The 17,762-nt window shown below is 64.4% G+C and carries 17 protein-coding genes and 1 tRNA gene; 12 read left to right on the top strand and 6 right to left on the bottom strand.

Annotated features, from left to right (window positions below; genetic code table 11):
- Positions 1-226: 226 nt before the first annotated feature.
- Positions 227-568 carry a winged helix-turn-helix transcriptional regulator gene (locus tag BAU07_RS20780; RefSeq protein WP_066661900.1) on the bottom strand — a complete coding sequence of 114 codons (342 nt, stop codon included), beginning with the start codon at positions 566-568 and terminating at the stop codon, positions 227-229.
- 111 nt (positions 569-679) lie between these two features.
- Here BAU07_RS20780 and BAU07_RS20775 point away from each other — a divergent pair, with 111 nt between their 5' ends.
- Positions 680-1,750, top strand: a complete 1,071-nt coding sequence (locus BAU07_RS20775; protein WP_066661897.1) for an alkene reductase — start codon at positions 680-682, stop codon at positions 1,748-1,750.
- 148 nt (positions 1,751-1,898) lie between these two features.
- On the opposite strand, the gene BAU07_RS20770 is transcribed toward BAU07_RS20775, so the two are convergent.
- Positions 1,899-1,972: transfer RNA gene (locus BAU07_RS20770), tRNA-Cys, on the bottom strand.
- A 337-nt stretch (positions 1,973-2,309) separates the two neighbouring features.
- Between BAU07_RS20770 and BAU07_RS20765 the strand changes: the two genes are divergently transcribed.
- Positions 2,310-3,047: an NADPH-dependent F420 reductase gene (locus BAU07_RS20765; protein ID WP_066665601.1), complete on the top strand. Its 738-nt coding sequence runs from the start codon at positions 2,310-2,312 to the stop codon at positions 3,045-3,047.
- 51 nt (positions 3,048-3,098) lie between these two features.
- Positions 3,099-4,049, top strand: coding sequence for a LysR family transcriptional regulator (locus BAU07_RS20760; protein WP_066661892.1), 951 nt, complete (start codon positions 3,099-3,101; stop codon positions 4,047-4,049).
- A 130-nt stretch (positions 4,050-4,179) separates the two neighbouring features.
- Here BAU07_RS20760 and BAU07_RS20755 read toward each other — a convergent pair whose 3' ends face one another.
- Positions 4,180-5,040 carry an oxidoreductase gene (locus tag BAU07_RS20755; RefSeq protein ID WP_066661889.1) on the bottom strand — a complete coding sequence of 287 codons (861 nt, stop codon included), beginning with the start codon at positions 5,038-5,040 and terminating at the stop codon, positions 4,180-4,182.
- Positions 5,041-5,352: 312 nt separating this feature from the next.
- Here BAU07_RS20755 and BAU07_RS20750 point away from each other — a divergent pair, with 312 nt between their 5' ends.
- Positions 5,353-6,228, top strand: a complete 876-nt coding sequence (locus tag BAU07_RS20750; protein WP_066661885.1) for an MBL fold metallo-hydrolase — start codon at positions 5,353-5,355, stop codon at positions 6,226-6,228.
- A 22-nt stretch (positions 6,229-6,250) separates the two neighbouring features.
- On the opposite strand, the gene BAU07_RS20745 is transcribed toward BAU07_RS20750, so the two are convergent.
- Positions 6,251-7,192, bottom strand: a complete 942-nt coding sequence (locus BAU07_RS20745) for a LysR substrate-binding domain-containing protein (protein ID WP_066665600.1) — start codon at positions 7,190-7,192, stop codon at positions 6,251-6,253.
- 143 nt (positions 7,193-7,335) lie between these two features.
- Here BAU07_RS20745 and BAU07_RS20740 point away from each other — a divergent pair, with 143 nt between their 5' ends.
- From BAU07_RS20740 to BAU07_RS20720, 5 genes are all read left to right on the top strand, one after another.
- Positions 7,336-8,334 (top strand): Bug family tripartite tricarboxylate transporter substrate binding protein, encoded by a 999-nt coding sequence (locus BAU07_RS20740; protein WP_066661883.1) that lies wholly within the window; start codon positions 7,336-7,338, stop codon positions 8,332-8,334.
- A 36-nt stretch (positions 8,335-8,370) separates the two neighbouring features.
- Positions 8,371-9,534, top strand: a complete 1,164-nt coding sequence (locus BAU07_RS20735; RefSeq protein WP_066661882.1) for a mandelate racemase/muconate lactonizing enzyme family protein — start codon at positions 8,371-8,373, stop codon at positions 9,532-9,534.
- Positions 9,535-9,898: 364 nt separating this feature from the next.
- Positions 9,899-10,651: a metal ABC transporter ATP-binding protein gene (locus BAU07_RS20730; RefSeq protein WP_066661879.1), complete on the top strand. Its 753-nt coding sequence runs from the start codon at positions 9,899-9,901 to the stop codon at positions 10,649-10,651.
- Positions 10,648-11,520, top strand: a complete 873-nt coding sequence (locus tag BAU07_RS20725; protein ID WP_066661877.1) for a metal ABC transporter permease — start codon at positions 10,648-10,650, stop codon at positions 11,518-11,520. Before BAU07_RS20730 ends, BAU07_RS20725 begins: the two co-directional genes overlap by 4 nt.
- A 17-nt stretch (positions 11,521-11,537) precedes the next feature.
- The gene (locus BAU07_RS20720) at positions 11,538-12,434 is read left to right on the top strand and encodes a metal ABC transporter solute-binding protein, Zn/Mn family (RefSeq protein ID WP_066661874.1); all 897 of its coding nucleotides are present in this window, start codon (positions 11,538-11,540) and stop codon (positions 12,432-12,434) included.
- Between the two features lie 149 nt (positions 12,435-12,583).
- On the opposite strand, the gene BAU07_RS27255 is transcribed toward BAU07_RS20720, so the two are convergent.
- Positions 12,584-12,985, bottom strand: coding sequence for a Fur family transcriptional regulator (locus BAU07_RS27255; RefSeq protein WP_198168829.1), 402 nt, complete (start codon positions 12,983-12,985; stop codon positions 12,584-12,586).
- On the opposite strand from BAU07_RS27255, the gene BAU07_RS20710 reads away from it, so the two are divergent.
- The 3 genes from BAU07_RS20710 to BAU07_RS20700 all read left to right on the top strand — a co-directional run bounded on the left by BAU07_RS20710 (position 12,984) and on the right by BAU07_RS20700 (position 16,341).
- On the top strand, positions 12,984-13,964 hold the full coding sequence (locus tag BAU07_RS20710; protein ID WP_066665599.1) for a CobW family GTP-binding protein: 981 nt from the start codon (positions 12,984-12,986) through the stop codon (positions 13,962-13,964). The two genes, BAU07_RS27255 and BAU07_RS20710, sit on opposite strands and share 2 nt — an antisense overlap.
- A gap of 413 nt (positions 13,965-14,377) precedes the next feature.
- The gene (locus BAU07_RS20705) at positions 14,378-15,364 is read left to right on the top strand and encodes a Bug family tripartite tricarboxylate transporter substrate binding protein (protein WP_066661869.1); all 987 of its coding nucleotides are present in this window, start codon (positions 14,378-14,380) and stop codon (positions 15,362-15,364) included.
- Between the two features lie 23 nt (positions 15,365-15,387).
- On the top strand, positions 15,388-16,341 hold the full coding sequence (locus tag BAU07_RS20700) for an SMP-30/gluconolactonase/LRE family protein (protein WP_066661866.1): 954 nt from the start codon (positions 15,388-15,390) through the stop codon (positions 16,339-16,341).
- A gap of 83 nt (positions 16,342-16,424) precedes the next feature.
- Here BAU07_RS20700 and BAU07_RS20695 read toward each other — a convergent pair whose 3' ends face one another.
- Positions 16,425-17,651, bottom strand: a complete 1,227-nt coding sequence (locus BAU07_RS20695) for an aminotransferase class I/II-fold pyridoxal phosphate-dependent enzyme (RefSeq protein WP_066661862.1) — start codon at positions 17,649-17,651, stop codon at positions 16,425-16,427.
- Positions 17,652-17,762: the final 111 nt, after the last annotated feature.

The following is a 17,762-nucleotide window of genomic DNA, read 5'->3' as shown; positions in this document are numbered from 1 at the left end:
GCGCCGTCCCGCGGCATCGCTTTAAAGCGTCGGACGTGGCAACGGCTTCCGCCGGGGAATCGTTGTCGGTACGTCGCTGGCGGTTTCCGTAAGGAAGCCGCCCCTTGGAATGCGCAACGGCTCCTGCCAGGGAGCCGTTTGCCTGTCCGGGCCATGTCGAGCCGGTACTTTCCGCTCGAGGCCGGGCAGGAGATTGCCTGCTGAATGCCGCCGCACCACGCAGCATTCATGCGGCCGACGCCGTTTCGGCGGCGAAAAGATTCTCCTTGCCCCAGGCATACAAAGCCCTCAACACCGGTTCGAGCCCCCGGCCTTTCGCGGTCAGGTGGTATTCGTTATGGTCGCTGCGCTCGGCCGAGGGGCGCGTCTCCAGCACGCCCTGTTCGACCAGCTTGCGCAGCCGCGCGCTGAGTATGTTCCTGGCCAGGCCAAGGCGTTGCTGGAAGTCGCTGAAACGGCAGGTGCCGTGCAGCGCTTCCCGCACGATCAGCAGGCTCCACCAATCACCGATCACATCCAGGGACCGGGCGATGGGGCAGGGGTCTTCGCACAAGCGCTTGCGCCGCATTCGGGCCTCCGAACCATTTTGAGTTGCAATTTTAAACCTTGCGGCCTACTATTGCTATGGTTTCAACATTAAACAATGCGCCGCGGCCGGCGACGCGCCACTGGAGTGCTTATGACCACGCTTTTCGACCCTCTTTCCATCGGCGACCTGCATCTGCCCAACCGTATCGTCATGGCCCCCTTGACGCGCCTGCGCGCTCCTGGCGGCGTGCCGAATGCATTAATGGCGGAGTACTACGTACAGCGAGCTTCGGCCGGATTGATCATTACCGAGGGCACGCCCGTGAGGGATGATGGCGTCGGCTATCAGCACGTGCCCGGTATCTGGAGCCAGGCGCAGACCGAAGGCTGGAAGCGGATCACCGAGGCGGTGCATGGCGCAGGCGGCCGCATCGCCGCCCAACTCTGGCACGTCGGGCGTATTTCGCATCCGCTGCTGCTGCAGGGGCGTCAGCCGGTCGCACCGAGCGCCATCGCGGCGGAGGGACACGTCAGCCTGCTGCGCCCGAAAGTACCGTACCCGGTCCCGCGCGAACTCGGGTTGGACGAAATCCCTGCCATCGTCGACGCCTTCCGCCAGGGCGCGCGCAACGCCAAGGCCGCGGGCTTCGACGGCATCACCATCCATGGCGCGAATGGCTACCTGCTCGACCAGTTTCTGCAGGACGGTTCCAATCGCCGCACGGACGCGTATGGCGGCAGCGTGGAGAACCGCGCGCGGCTGATGCTGGAGGTGATCGACGCCGTGCTGGAAGTCTGGGATCCGAAGCGCGTCGGCCTGCATCTCGCGCCGCGTTCTCCGTCGTATTCCGTCACGGAGAGCGATCCGGCTCGCACCTTCGGCTACGTGGCGCGCGCCATGGGCGAACGCGGGCTGGGTTTCCTGTTCATCCGTGAAACGCAGGGAGAGGGCGCGTTGTTCTCCATGCTGAAGCGTGAATTCGGCGGACTTTGCATCGCGAATGATGGCTTCGATGCGGCGGCCGCGGCCGGCATCGTGGCCCGGGGCGAGGCTGAAGCTGTGGCTTTCGGCAAGGCGTACATCGCCAACCCCGACCTGGTCGAACGCTTGCGGCGCAACGCGCCGCTGAACGCTCTGGATACGGCGACCATCTATGACCTGGAGAACTGCAGCCCGGTGGGATACACCGATTATCCGGTGCTGGAGACGCAGGCGGCTTGACCGCCAGAACCAGGCGGCACGCCGCGAAGAATGCCAGGAAGAATGCTCTGCGTGCCTGCAGACCCACGGGACTGTCCGCGGACACCGTGATGGTCGCGGGATGCGCAGTGGCAGCCGCGTTCATGTCGCGCGCTGCGCGCTAGATTCTTGGAGGCGCAAGCCGGAATCGAACCGACGTACACGGATTTGCAATCCGCTGCATAACCACTCTGCCATTGCGCCGGCAGTTGCCCGGTAGCCACCGAGGCAAGCCCGGCATTCTACATCAAGCGGCGGCGGGCTGCAGGGCCCCGGGGCCGCGCGGGGACGGTGGACGCTCGGCAGGAGTGGCCCAGTGCCCCTGCATAGGGACCCCTGCGGCGCGTGGGTCCAAGCCGCGCGACACCGCCGCGCCCGCGGGCTGGCTTGAAGGCGCGTGATGCTGCCAGCGCGCCTGTGGGTAAGCTATCCTGGCGACTCACGCCACCGCATCGGAACGGCGGTGCGCAATCGTCCGCGCCAACACGCGCCGCCCCACACGAACCAGGCCGCCGTGGCAGGCGCCCCATGGGAGGTCATCATGAACATGAACCGACGCAGATGGCTCGGCGTCATGGCGACGGGCGGCTTGACGAGCGTGCTGCCCGCGAGCCGGGCGGCCGGCATGGCGGACGCCAAGCCGCGTATCGGCGTGATCGGCGCTGGCAATGTAGGCGGGACCGTGGGCGGCCTCTGGGTGCGAGCGGGGTATTCCGTCATGTTCTCGTCCCGCCATCCGGATACGCTGAAAGCCCTGGCCGGCCGCCTGGGTCCTCTCGCGTCGACGGGAACGCCGGCCGAAGCCGCGCGCTATGGCGACGTGCTTTTCGTCGCGGTGCCCTATGGCGCCTTGCCGGCGCTGGGCCGCGAGCTGGCCGAACCGATGCACGGCAAGGTCGTGCTCGACGCCTGCAATCCATTCCCGGGGCGGGATGGTCCCATCGCCGAACCGGCCTTGCATGACGGTGTGGGCCTGACGTCCGCCGCGCTGCTGCCAGGCACCCGCCTGGTGCGTGCGTTCAATTCCCTGGGCGCCAGCACCGTGGGCAGCCAGGCGCACCGCGCGGGGACGCCGTTGGCGATCCCGATTGCCGGCGACGACGCCGATGCCTTGGCGGTCGCTTCACGCCTGATACGGGATGCGGGCCTGGAGCCGGTCGTGATCGGGCCCCTGGCGGCGGCGCGGCTGACGCAGCCCGGCGGCCCGGGATGGCTGGTCGCCGAAACCGCCCCGGAACTGCGCCGCCGCCTGGGTCTGCCGGCCACATCTCCACCATGACGGCGTGCTTGTCGTGAATGCCATACGCGCCATTTTGAGGACCCGCCATCCGTGAACGAGATCCGCGCCATTTCGCTTTTCGTCCGCACTGCGGTCCTCGGCAGCCTGCGCAAGGCCGCCGTAGAGCAGGGTGTGACGCCGCAGGCCGCCAGCCTGGCCGTCGCGCAATTGGAAAAGCATTTGGACGTCAGGCTGTTCCATCGCACCACGCGCCGGCTCAGCCTGACGGAGGAAGGGCGCCGCTTCCTCGAGTCGGTCCAACCTCCGCTCGACGCCTTGACGGAGGCCCTGCACAACGCGCGCGCGGGGCGCGAGGCCGCCGCCGGCCCGCTGCGGGTCACCGCGCCGCGCACCCTGGGCAGCCACGTCCTGTGGCCCATGTTCGAGGCCTTCGCGCAGGCCCATCCCGATGTGCAGCTCGATATCCAATTGGAAGACCGCTTCCAGGACTGGGTGGCGGAACGTATCGACGTGGGGTTTCGCGCGCGGGTACAGCCGGACGATGGCATCATCGCGCGCCGCGTGCTGCCGATACAGCTCATCGTGTGTGCGTCCCCCGCCTATCTGGCGCAGCACGGCGCGCCCAACCAGATCGACGACCTCGCTACGCACCGCTGCACCGGCTTCCTGCAACCGAACACCGGCAAGGTCGTGCCGTGGGAATTCCAGGTCGGCGACGAGGTGGTCTCCCGCGACATCGTGCCGGCCATCCAGACGAATGATCCGGAATTGGAAACGCGCGCGGTGCTGGCCGGGCTGGGCATAGGCCAGTTGGCCAGTTTCACGGCGGTGCCGCTGATTCGTGAACGCCGCCTGGTGCCCCTGTTGCTGCCGCACGTCGTCGAAAGCATGGCCATGTACCTCTGCTACGCACGTCGGGCACAGATGCCGGCGCGCGTGCGCGTGTTCATCGACTTCATGCTGGACCGCCTGCGGTCCACCGCGGAGTGGTATCTGGGCGCCGAGGAATTGGGCGCAGCCGACGCCGCACGTAGCCGCTAGGCGGCACGCTTCGCGCTGTCGCCTTTCGCCTCGCGCCCCTCGCCGTGCGCCCATGCCGCCGAATGATCCGGCGTCACGGCCGACACGGTCGATCGCAGCGGCTTGTCGAGAAGGCAGCGCACCACCGCGGCTATCGGGCAAAGTCGGTCGATGCCGCCAGTTCCGCCCATGCTGCGGTCTCGGCGGTGACATGCGCATTTTTGCTGGCGATGGCGGCCAGGGTATCGGTGCCAAAGGGCATCCGCAGCGGTGGCTGTTCGGCATCGACCAGCTTGATCATGGCCGCAGCCAGTCGCAGCGGGTCGCCCGGCTGCTGGTGGTTGGCCGCACTGGCGCGTTCGCGCACGGCGCCCACCGTGGCTGCATAGTCGGCGATGACGCGCGGCGATCTCACCAGTGACGATGCGTCCAGGAAGTCCGTGCGGAAGTATCCCGGTTCCACCACGGTGGCGCGTATGCCCAGCGGCGCCAGTTCGTCATGCAGCGCCTCGGTCAGGCCTTCCACCGCAAACTTGGTGGAGGAGTAGACGCCGTATCCCGCCGCACCGCGATAGCCGCCGATGGAGGAAATGTTGAGGATATGCCCGGACTTCTGCGCGCGCATCTGCGGGAGCACCGCGCGCGTCACATTGAGCAGCCCGAAAACGTTGGTGTCGTACAGCCGGCGCACATCCGCGTCGTCCGCTTCCTCGACCGCGCCCAGCAGGCCGAAGCCGGCGTTGTTGATCAACACGTCGATGCGGCCGAAGCGCGCCACGGCGGCCGCTACCGCGGCGCGTGCCTGGGTTTCATCCGTCACGTCCAACTGCACCGGCAGCACGTTGGGCGCGTCGCCGAAGCGTTCGGCCACGGCGGCGATGTTGCGGCCGGCGGCCACCACCGCGTTGCCGTCGGCCAGGGCGGCTTCGGCGATCAATGCGCCGAGCCCGCGCGACGCGCCCGTGATGAACCAAACACGCTTGATGTTCCGGTTGGAAGTTTTCGTGGTCATGGCATTGCTCCTGGATTGGGATGGAAAGTCGATGCTTTGCGCGTCTGGCAGCATTGATTCGGCGTGACGCGTTGGATGCCACTTTAGGTGCCGCGCCGGCCGCTGCCCAGCCATGGAAGGCTTGCTGGATCGACAAGCGGAACTTGCGAATCGCCGGCACGCATCGGGATGCCTCGGACCGCGTCGGTTGGCACCGCTCCGGTTGGCACCGCGCCGGCCTCGGCCTTATGGGCGGCATGCCGCCGTCAACCGGTGCGCGCCCATCCGGGTTATCGTGGCGGCCGGGGAGACTCTCATTCCAAGGAGATGTTCATGCGCTCGCTCGCCCGCATCCAGGCATTCTTCGACGAACCGACTCACACCGTGACTTACCTCGTCGCGGATCCCGTGAGCGGGATTGGCGCTGTCATCGACCCCGTACTGGACTATGACCATCGCAGCGGAAAGGCCTCCACGGCCGCCGCGGACCATGTCCTGGACGCTGCCAGCAAGGCCGGCGTGACGATCGCCTGGGTGCTGGAAACGCATGCCCATGCCGATCACCTCAGCGCCGCCCCGTACATCAAGCAGCGTACCGGTGCCCGCGTCGCCATCGGCGAACATATCCGCGATGTCCAGACCATCTTCCGGCCCATCTTCAACGTGCCGGATGTCTCCGAAGACGGCAGCGAGTTCGATCGACTGCTCAAGGACGGCGATACGCTTGCACTGGGCGATCTCGAGGTGCACGTCCTGTATACGCCCGGCCACACGCCGGCCTGCATCGCCTATCGCATCGACGATGCCGTCTTCGTCGGCGACACCCTGTTCATGCCCGATTACGGTACGGCACGCGCCGACTTTCCCGGCGGCGACGCGCGCACGCTGTACCGCTCGATCCGCCGCCTGCTGGCGCTGCCGCCCGAAACGCGGCTATTCATGTGCCATGACTACAAGGCTCCGGGGCGCGATGTCTATGCCTGGGAAACCACCGTCGCCGAGCAACGCGCGCGCAACGTGCACGTGCATGATGGCGTGAGCGAGGATGAATACGTGGCCATGCGGGAAAAGCGCGATGCGACCCTGCCGCCTCCCGTGCTGTTGCTGCCGTCGATACAAGTCAACATCCGGGCAGGCCAGCTACCGCAGGCGGAGTCCAATGGCGTGCGGTATCTGAAGATTCCGCTGGGCCTGGCGAGGCAGGCGTAAGCCATCGTATGGGCGAGCCATTTCACGAATGGTGGCCCATACGGCCGGACCATGACGCTCCCGGGGTTCTTCCCGAAAATGCCTGCTGCATGAAGTCGACAAACGCGATCACCCGGCCCGCATACTGGTGGCGGGCCGGGTATACCGCGTAAATATCGGCGGGGTAGGTGCGATAGCGCGCCAGCACCTGCTGGAGACGGCCGGCCGCGACATGCCGGGCGACATCCCATTCCGCGCGCAGAATGATGCCGTGCCCGTCGAGCGCCCAGCGGACCGCGATTTCGCCGTCGTTCGTGCTCATATGTACGTTCACCTTCACGGTGTTCGTTTTCCTGCCTTGCTGGAAGCGCCAGACGCCGTGCGTTTCGTCGCCGTGCCGGATGTCGATGCACGCGTGCTTGGGCAGATCGGCCAAGGACCTGGGTTCGCCGTGCTTCTCGATATAGGCGGGAGACGCGCACAGGATGCGCCGGTTCGCGGCAATGGGCCGCGCGATGACGCGTGCATCGGGCGGCTCGCCGAAATGGATGCATACGTCGAAAGAGCCTTCGGTAAGGGGCGGCGGCGCCACGGTCAGCTGCAACTGGACGTCCACGCCTGGATAGCGCTTGCGGAAATGGGACAACAGGGGCGCCACATGATTCCGGCCGAAGCCCAGGGTAGCGTTGACGCGCAGCAATCCCTTGGGAATCCGGCGGGCATTCGACACATGGCGCTCCATGTCGTCGATATCGGCCAGGATCCGCCGCGCGTGCATCAAATAGATTTCGCCTTCCTCGGTCAGTTGCATCCTGCGCGTCGTGCGCGTCAGCAACTGCACGTCCAGCCGTGATTCCATCTGCGCCAGTCGCTTGGTGACGGCAGGGGCGCTCAGTCCCATTTCGCGGGCTGCCGCCGCCAGGCTGGGACCACGCGCAATCCGGGTGAAGAACGCCATTTCCGACAGAACCGTAGGTGAACTCATCATTAACCCAAACAAAATAATGGAATAACTTTCGCGATGATCGTTCCGATTCTAGTGGCACTAAAGTCGATTCCTCAAACAATCCATTGCCCTGCCGATCCGGTTCCGCGGCCCAGCGCGATGGCTAAAACGAGGAGACTGGCATGTCATTCAAGCGACTGGTACGCGGCGGCAGCAAAGCGCTGCAGATCCTGACTATCATCGGTCTTGCGGCCGCCCCATTCAGTGCACGTGCCGAGCCGGCCTATCCCGGCGACCGGCCGGTATCGATCCTGGTGCCCTATTCGCCGGGCGGGGCGACAGACGTCGTGGCGCGCCTGCTTAGCGTAAAACTCACCCAGGTCATGGGCGGCACCTTCGTGGTGGAGAACCGGCCCGGGGCGAGCGGCACGATCGCCATGTCCGCCGTCGCCCGGGCCAGGCCGGACGGGCACACGCTGTTCATGAACGAGATCACGTCGACTGTCGTCAAGGAACTCGTGCCGGGTCTCACCTTCGACCCCGTGCAGTCATTGGAACCCGCCGTGCTGGTCGCCGAGACTCCTTTCGTGCTGGTGATCAACAGCAACGTGCCGGCCCACACCCTGAAGGAGTTCATCGCCTACGCGAAGAGCAATCCCGGCAAGATCACCTATGGCTCCGGTGGCGTGGGCAGCGGCCCTCACCTGGCCGGCGAATTGTTTCGCCAGTTGACCGGTGCGGAGATCCTGCACGTGCCGTATCGAGGATCCGGGCCCGCGTTGCAGGACCTGCTCGGCGGCCAGATCCAGATGCTGATTACCGCCGCGCCGACGGTTGCGCCGATGATCAAGGACGGGCGGTTGCGCGCCCTGGCGGTGGCCCGGTCCCAACGCGTCTCGGCCGTGCCGGACGTACCGACCGCGGCCGAAGCAGGCCTGCCCGGTTTCGAGATCAGCAATTGGTTCGGCCTAGCCGCGCCGGAGGGCACGCCCAAGCCGGTCATCGATGCGATCGCCAAAGGAGTGAACCAGGCCTTGAAGGATCCAGACTTCCTGGCACGCCTGGATGGCGCCGGCGGCGTCCCGCTGGGCGGAACCCCCGCCGGCGCCAAGGAACGTGTGCTCGCCGAAACGCAGCGCTGGAGCGCCATGTTGCACGCGAGCAGCGCGCAGGCGAAATAACCAACCTGATTTACGTTCGATACAGAGGATATGGCTATGAAGATCAAGCGCGTCGAGCCCCTGCATGTAGGCCAGTTCATGTACGCCCGTGTGGAAACCGACTCGGGCCTGGTGGGTGTCGGCGAGGCCGGCACGTGGGGCCATATTGAAGCCGCGGGCGCCGCGATAAAGCGCTTCGCGGAATACCTGGAGGGAAAGTCGGCTTTCGACATCGAGCATCACTGGAATGTGATGCATCGCTTCAGCTACTTCCAGGGCCTGGCGATCAATGCGGCGATTTCCGCCATCGATATAGCCTTGTGGGATATCAAGGGACAGGCGCTCGGCGTGCCGATATATGAACTGCTGGGCGGCGCCGTACGCAAGAAAGCCCGCATCTACGGGCATGTCTACGAAAATTCGATCGACAAGATCCTCGTTGAGTGCCAGGCCAAGATGGAGGCCGGCTTCAATGCCTTCGGTCATTTGAATCCTTTCCTGGATGAGGGCAATGAACAGGTGTGGTTCAAGACCCACATCAAGAAGATGCGCGATGCCGTCGACAATGTAGAACGCATGCGGGAGGTGGTAGGCGACCGTGTCGACCTGCTCATCGAGCTTCATCGCCGTCTCACGCCGGCCGAAGCGATCACCTTTGTCGACGCGATCGAACATACCCATCCCATGTTCGTGGAAGACCCCATCCGGCCGGAAGGGCCCGACGCCATGGCGCGCGTCGCCGACAAGGTCCGCGTGCCCATCGCGACCGGGGAACGGTTCGCCACCATCTACGAGTTCCAGGCGCTGCTGGCCCGCAATGCGGTGGAGTTCGCGCGCGTGGACCTGTGCCTGTGCGGCGGTATCACCGGCGGCCGGAAAGTCGCGGCCATGGCCGAGGCGCACCATGTGCAGGTTGTTCCGCACAATCCCTTGTCGCCCGTCGGCCTGGCGGCCTGCCTGCAGCTGGCAGCCGCGATCCCGAACTTCGCGATCCAGGAGTACGCGACAGGATTCGAAGCCGGCATTTTCGAAAGTCGGCCGGAACATCTGGGCAGCAATGTGGTCGACGAAGTGCCGTTGCCGGACAATGGCTTCGTCAGCATTCCGACCCGGCCTGGCCTGGGCATGTGTCTGCTGCCCGATGCACAACGGATCCGGCCGCCGCTCTCCAAGCCCATCAGCATGCGACCGCATTTCGATGGCTTTGTCGTGGACCAGTAGCGCGGACCGCCGGACTTAGCCAAGCGTAGTCGTGGCCGTGGCGCTTGCCCACGGTCACGACGGCCATGCTACCGCGCCGGGGCATGCCCGAAATCCGATTGCCGTGGACGGCCGGCTGCACGCCGGGCGCACCCGAGGACGCCATGTCCATTGCGTCTGTTATGATATAACATAACGAAAACACGCAATCCCGCGGGCAGCTGCGGGCCGACATACGCACAATGCCACGTAGAAAATCCACCGCCGACGGGAATGACGCATTCCTGCGGTCCGCCATGGCCTGGGGCGCCGTACGTCGCGTGCTGTGCGTCTCGATCGTTCTATCGGCACTTTGGGCCGCCATCGCCTGGGCCGTGGCGCTCCCATGAACAGTCACGCCATCCGCTTTTCCGATGTGACGCTGAGCTACGACCGACACCCGGCGGTGCATCATTTATCCGGAACGTTCGAGCCGGGTAGCCTGACCGCCATCGTGGGGCCGAACGGTGCCGGGAAGTCGACCTTGCTCAAGTCGATGATGGGCGAAGCATGCCAGATCGAAGGGCTGATCGATTTCGGCTCGCTCAAGCCGGAGCACTTCGGCTACCTGCCGCAGGCCACCAGCATCGAACGCCAATTCCCGCTGACCGTGGCGGATGTCGTGCTCCTTGGAGCGTGGAGACGTATCGGGCCGTTGCGCGGGGTGACCCGAGCCATTGCCCGCGAGGCCGCGTCCGCGCTGGCGGCCGTAGGTCTGGAGGGTTTCGAGCGTCGTCATGTCGGCTCGCTTTCAGGTGGACAGATGCAGCGTGTCCTGTTCGCGCGCCTGTTGCTGCAGGACGTGCGTGTGGTGCTGCTGGATGAGCCCTTCACTGCGATCGACGACGCGACGACCCGCGACCTGTTCGATGTCATTCGGCGCTGGCATCACGACGGGCGTACCGTCATTGCCGTATTGCACGACTACGAGCAGGTACGGTCATACTTTCCCCAGACCCTGCTGATTTCCCGCCGGATGGTCGCATGGGGAAAGACGGCCCAGGTCATGACGGACGAGAACCTCAAGCGCGCGCGTGGACTTTCCGAGGCGTGGCAGGAAGGGGCGGCCATGTGCGCTGAAGCGCAGGCGCCGGCATGAGTCTTTATTCAGCCCTCGCGCTTCCCTTCGTCGAGTACGGCTTCATGCGCCGGGCATTGCTCGCGTCCATTTCGCTTGGTCTTGGCGCTGGGCCGGTCGGCGTGATCCTGATGCTGCGCCGGATGAGCCTGGTCGGCGATGCAATGAGCCACGCCGTCCTGCCCGGCGCGGCGATAGGGTTTCTTGTGTCGGGCGGATTGTCGCTGTTCGCGATGGGGGTAGGCGGCGTCATCGCAGGGCTGAGCGTGGCGCTGCTGTCCGGCATGGTGAGCCGCGGGACCCCGCTGAAGGAAGATGCCAGCTTTGCCACGTTCTACCTCGCCTCCCTGGCGCTGGGCGTACTGATCGTCTCGCTGCGGGGATCGAACATCGATTTGCTGCATGTGCTGTTCGGCACGATCCTGTCGATAGATCACCAGGCCATCTTCATGGTCGGGGGAATCACGTCGTTCACGCTGATCGCTTTGGCCTTGATCTACCGCCCCTTGGTCGCGGAGTGTTTCGACCCGTCGTTCCTGCGCTCGGTCCGGGGCCGCGGCGCGCTGTACCACCTGCTGTTCCTGTTCCTGCTGGTAATCAACCTCGTGGCCGGGTTCCAGACACTCGGGACCTTGATGTCGGTCGGCATGATGATGCTGCCGGCCGCCGTCGCGCAACTGTGGGGCCGGACACTGCTCGGGATGGCCGTCATTGCGGCGTGCGTGGCGGCCTTTTCCGGTTTCGTGGGGCTGTTGATTTCCTATCACCTGGAGTTGGCATCAGGACCCACGATCATCCTGGTGGCCACTGCCCTATATCTTTTGTCGCTGCTGGCTGCGCCCTCCGGCGTTCTCCTGCGGCGATTCAAGCGGCCCCACCTTGCGGGCTAACTCAAAGAGAGGCGTGCATGCGTTTCAAAACCCTTTTGCGCCTGATGGCGGGCGGCGTCGTGCTCTGCCTGGGCGCGGTGAACCCGGCGGCAGCCAGAACCCTCAATGTCGTGGCGAGTTTCAGCGTGCTGGCGGACGTCGTCAAGAACGTGGGCGGCGACCACGTTGCCGTCAGGAGCCTGGTGCCGCCGAACGGCGACCCTCACGACTTCGAACCTTCGCCCACTGACGCCAGGGCAGTGGGCCAGGCGGCGGTCACCTTCATCAGTGGCGAAGGACTGGAAACCTGGTTCCAGCGGTTGACCAAGGCGGCGGGCGCCAGTATCCCGCCCGTCGTCGTTTCCGAGGGTATCCAGACGCATACTTTCGAAGAGGACGGCCGGACGCTGACGGATCCTCATGTCTGGAACAGCATCCCGAATGTGCTGGTCTGGATCGACAACATCGAGAAGGCGCTGGCGAAAGCCGACCCTGACGATGCCGCCGCCTTCAGGAAGAACGCGGCCGCCTACAAGGAACGGTTGACGGCGCTCGATGCCTCGATCCGTGCCGAGATTGCCGCTGTCCCCGTCCAAGAACGCAAAGTGCTCACCAGTCACGATGCCTTTGGCTACTACGGCAAGGAATACGGCGTGCAGTTTCTCGCCCCACAAGGACTTTCCACGGAAACCGAGGCTTCCGCCGCCGACGTCGCGAAACTCATCGACCAGATCAAGGCCGATCGGGTGCGGACCTATTTCATCGAGAATTCCAACGACCCCAGGCTGGTCAGGCAGATTGCCCAGGCTACGGGGGCCAAGCCCGGCGGCGAACTGTATCCCGAGGCGCTGTCGGAATCGAACGGGCCCGTGCCGACCTATGAGCAGTTGATGCGCTTCAATACCGACCAGATCGTCAAGGCAATATCCCGGTAGGCATACCGGAGTGGCGCGCAAGGCGATGCCTCACCGGCCTCATATCGATGGGTGCGCCAATACAGCAAACATGGGTCCAGCATCGTGCCGCCGGCAGGGCGCCTGGCCGCCATGCCGGCGTGCGACGGCGATGTCGTGGAACGGTGGCGTTACGCATCGCCAGGGGAACATTGTGCACAGGTGCCGCGCATCTCGATGATTGCCGATTCCAATGTGAAGGCATGGTTTCTTGACCAGCCTTGCAGCCGCTTTTCTATCGCCGGGTCGGCGATTTCCTCTGCCTTTCCGCAGTTCGTGCAGATGGCGAAGGCGGCCAGGCCATGGGTGTGCGGATGCGGGTGCGTGCAGGCAACAAAGGCATTGAGGCTGTCCAGCTTGTGGACCAAGGTGGCATGTGCCCGGTGCACGCAATGCACGACATGCAAAACCGCTGAAGGCGCCGGGCCGCCGCGCGCCCCTACTTGGCGGAGACATGTGCCGCCGCACGCCGCGACATCGTTGCCGGCGCCGCCGTCCCACTTTGAACCTGAACATTTCGAGGTCCCCATCATGGCGCAGATTCCAGTCACCATCCTCACCGGATTTCTGGGCAGCGGCAAAACAACGCTGCTCAACCGCATCCTGCAGGAGAAGCACGGTCATCGTATCGCCGTGATCGAAAATGAGTTCGGCGAAACCGGCATCGACAACGATCTGCTGGTCCAGGAGGCCGACGAGCAGATCATCGAGATGAACAACGGCTGCATCTGCTGCACCGTGCGCGGCGATCTCGTACGCATCCTGGGCGACCTGGCGCGACGACAGGCGGCCGGCGAGGCGAGGTTCGAACGCGTCATCATCGAAACCACCGGATTGGCCGACCCCGCCCCTGTCGCGCAGACCTTCTTCGTGGACGACGAGATTGCAGAGGCCTATCTGCTGGACGCGATCGTCACGGTCGTCGATGCCAGGCACGCGCCCGGCCAACTGGACGAGCACCACGAGGCCCAGGAACAGGTCGGTTTCGCGGATCGCATTCTGATATCCAAGACCGACCTGGTCGAACCACGGGAACTGGAACACCTGGAGCAGCGCCTGCGGCGCATGAATCCGAGGGCGCCGCTCTCGCGGGTCAATTTCGGCAAGACGGCGATCGATGAAATCCTGGACATCCGCGGCTTCAATTTGAACGCCGTGCTCGAAATCGAACCCACGTTCCTCACCGACACGGACCACGACCACGATGACGATGTCGGCAGCTTCGTCTTCCACTCCCGAAAACCCTTCGATCCCTTGTTGCTGGAGGAGTTCTTCGGCGGCATCGTCCAGGTCTACGGCGGCGACCTCCTGCGCTACAAGGGCGTGCTTTCGGTGAAGGGCTCGAACCGGCGCATCGTGTTGCAGGGCGTGCACATGATGGTGGGTTCGGAGCCAGGAACGCCATGGAAGCCCGGTGAGGCGCGCGAAAGCCGGATTGTCTTCATAGGCCGCAAGCTGCCCCGCGATGTATTCGAGCGCGGCCTGACCCAGGCCCTGGCCTCTTCCCACTAGGGCGGACCGCCCTTCATTGCCGAACCGCCACAGGCGCAAGAAAGAGAATCAATATGCGAGTAGCCGGTCTCGCGGCGCTGCTCGGGACCTGCCAGCGCCCTTCCCAGGAAACGGATGCACCGACAGCGGTGATGGCGTCCAGGTCCAAGGGGTATATGTCGCCCTCTATGTCGATGGCGATCTTAGCGATGGCTATCGCGCGCTGGAAGACGTCCAGCGAGGCGCGTCAACGAATGAAGCAGCCGCGGCTCCGTTTGACCCGGACAGCCCCCTCCCGGACCCAGGATGAAAGGCAGGGTAAACACGAGCGATGGATACCAACCAGGAATAATTGGCGGCGGGAAAATTCAGTTTTCTATCGTTTGTGGCGCCGATAAACTGCCCGTATCCAATGAAAGAAAACGGGGGGCGCAATGATTTCACGTCGCGGCATTCTGAAGCTGGGCTACGGTGGTGTCCTCGTGGCGGGGACCTCTTTCGGGCGCGTACAGGCCAATTCGGCACCGGTCAGCATCATCATCCCGGGGCCCCCGGGAGGCGGCGCCGACGCGATCGCACGCATCGTGGCGGAAAAGCTGGGCGGAAAGATCAACGAGACGATTATCGTCGAAGCACGTCCGGGCGCTGGCGGACTGATCGCCAGCAATTACGTGAAACGCCAGGCCGCGGATGGCAGGGTGCTTTACCTGAGCTCGTCCATGCTCGTCACCGCACCCGCGGTGTATCCCGACGTCCAGAAGCTGGACCCGGTGACCGACTTCACGCCTTTGGCGAGGCTCTCGGTCAACACCTACCTATTCCTGGCCAGCAAGCAGCTGCCGGTTTCCAATGTGCCAGAGTTCATCGAGTACTGCCGCGCGAATCCCAAGAAAGTAAGGATCGGGACGGTGGGGCAAGGGTCATCCAGCCACCTGGCGGCCGCCTATCTGGCCAAGGCGGCAAACCTGGATGTCATCGTCGTGCATTACAAGGGCTCCGCGCCTGCGAATCAGGATCTGATGGGCGGTTTCATCGACGCGAAGTTCGAGAATCTCGCGGGAACCCGCGCGACGCTCGATTCCGGCAAGGTGAAGATCCTCGGTGTGTCCAACGCTGAGCGGTCGCCGCTGTTCCCCGATGTGCCCACCGTGAACGAGTCGGTGCCCGGCATGGTGGTCGACGATTTTTTCGTCATGGTGGCCCCGAAGGGGATGGATAAGGAGCGGGCTCAGGCGCTCAGCAAGAGCCTGGGTGAAGTGGTCCGGATGCCGGACGTGCAAGCGAAGCTGCGCAACCAGCTTGGCGCCATCTCGGCGCCGCTCGATCCCGAACAAACCGTGGTCTACATGCGCGAATCCTTCGATCGGACCAGGACCTGGGCGGCCGATCTGCTTGGTCCTGCGGAACTGGCGAACAGCTAGCTTGCCGATCCGGGGCCGTATCCATGTTCCAGCCGCCGCCGACGGTCGACGCCGAGGTCTTCGCCCGGTACCCCGATGGGTTGCGTACGGCGGCGGCCGGCAGTGAATGGAATAAAGGGCAGCCAGCCGGTCTCGGCGCCTCGAGTTTTCTTGAAGGCCCCTCGTTCGATCGCGCCGGCGTTCTGTGGTGCGTGGACATCGTCAATGGAAGAATCCTCAATGTCGACGCATCAGGCAGTTTCTCGGTCGCGGTCGAATACGACGGTTGGCCGAATGGCCTGAAGATCCGCGACGATGGACTGGTGTTCATCGCGGACTACAAGCACGGGATCATGGTGCACGAGCCGGGGTCCCGGGCCGTGAAACCCTACCTGCCGCGCGCGGGGCTGGAGCGCTTCAAGGGCGTCAACGATTTGTTCTTCGCCCGGAATGGCGATCTTTATTTCACCGATCAAGGCATGACCGGGCTTCATGATCCATCCGGCCGCCTGTTCCGCCTGGCGCCAGATGGTCGACTCGACTGCCTTTTGTCGAATCTGCCAAGTCCCAATGGCGTCGTCATGGACCTCCAGGAGCATTGCCTGCTCGTTGCGGTCACACGGGCAAACGCCATCTGGAGAATCCCGTTATCGGACAACGGCGTTACGAAAGTCGGCGTGTTCCTGCAGCTCATGGGCGGCCTCGGGCCCGATGGCCTGGCATTGAATGCAGCGGGTGGCCTTGCGGTCGCGCATGCAGGATTGGGATCGGTATGGCTTTTCGACGTCCGGGGAGAGCCGCTGCTGCGCGCCAGGACGCCTGGCGGCGCGCTTTCCACCAATATCGCCTACGGTGGGCCGGACAACGCAGACCTGTTCATCACGGAGTCGGAGAGCGCGCAGATATTCCGGGTAACCATGCCCGTACCGGGAAAGCCGCTGGTTTCCCACCGTCAGTCCGAGTGCCCCGGGGCAGGTACTCCTCGGATGAATAGTTGAAGAGCGCGCAGGTCTGGTCGGCTGACGGCGGGATGCGACCGGGCGGCACATGCGTAGCTCATTTTGATTCCATCATTGCAAGCTCAGGGGTTCGACGAAGCGAGCCGGGCGCACGCGGCCTCGATCCCGTTGCAACCACGATAGATCTCGTTCATCGACGTGGCGAAGGAAAATCGCAGGAAAGGCGACATTCCGTAGGAACTGCCATCGATCGCCACGACCCCAGCCTCCTCACGCAGGAAATCCGCCACGTCGACATCGGTGTTCAGGATCTGGCCCTGGGGCGTCCGGCGGCCGAGGAGGCCCGCCACGCAGGCAAAAACATAGAAGGCGCCATCCGGGCTGTCGCAGGTAATACCATCGATCGCGTTCAGGCGCTTGACGATGCAATCACGGCGCTCTTGGAAGCGCGCGGCGGCCTCGCCGACGCATTGCTGCGGACCCTCCAGGGCTTCCACCGCCGCGGCCTGGGCCGCAGCGGTCGCGCAGGTGGTGCTCTGGGTAATCAGCAAAGTGATCGCCTTGATGAGCGCGGCAGGGCCGCAGCCATAGCCGATACGCCAACCCGTCATCGCGTGCGATTTCGACAGCCCATTGACCAGGAGTGTGCGCGAGCGAAGTTCGGGCTCGATGTCCAGGATGCAGGCATGCCGCGCATCTCCGTAGACAAAATGTTCATAGATTTCATCCGTCAGGACACTGACGTGCGGATTTCCAAGCAGTACGTCCGCCAATTCGCGGAGTTCGGCGCGATCGTAGACGGCGCCCGTCGGATTGCTGGGCGTATTGAGAATGACCCATCGCGTCCTTTCCGTGATCGCCGCCTGCAACTGCGCGCCGGTCAGCTTGAAGCCTGCCGCGGCCGGGCATTGCACTGCCACGGGCACACCGCCGTTGATCAGAACCATCTCCGGGTAGGACACCCAGTACGGTGCCGGGACGATAACCTCGTCGCCTGCATTCACCGTGGCCATCAATGCGTTGAAGATCACATGCTTCGCGCCGCTGCCCACGACGATCTCGTCCATGCCGAATTCAAGGCCGTTCTCGCGTTTCAGCTTGCCCGCTATCGCCCTGCGCAGCGCCGGCGTTCCCGCGGACGCCGTGTAGCGCGTGTGGCCGCTTTCCAATGCGGCCATGCCTGCCCGGACGATATGGGCGGGCGTGGGAAAGTCCGGCTCGCCTAGCGTGAAGTCCATGATGTCCCTGCCGGCGGCGCGCATCGCGTCGGCACGCGCTTTCGCCGCGACACTGGCGGATGGTTGCACGTGGCCGAGCCGGTCGGCAATGATCTGGGGTTGTGTAGGCATAGTGGCCCGCTCCACGAAGACTGTTCAGAGGATTGTCCGCAGGGCAAAGAATTCTGAAAAGCGATATTTATTGATGTGGGATAATTCCATTCGGGTATGAAAACATGGGGT

It is taken from the genome of Bordetella flabilis (assembly GCF_001676725.1).
Lineage (GTDB): Bacteria > Pseudomonadota > Gammaproteobacteria > Burkholderiales > Burkholderiaceae_B > Bordetella_C > Bordetella_C flabilis.
The sequence above is the reverse complement of the archived record's forward strand: the minus strand, read 5'-3'. Positions and strand labels throughout refer to the sequence as shown.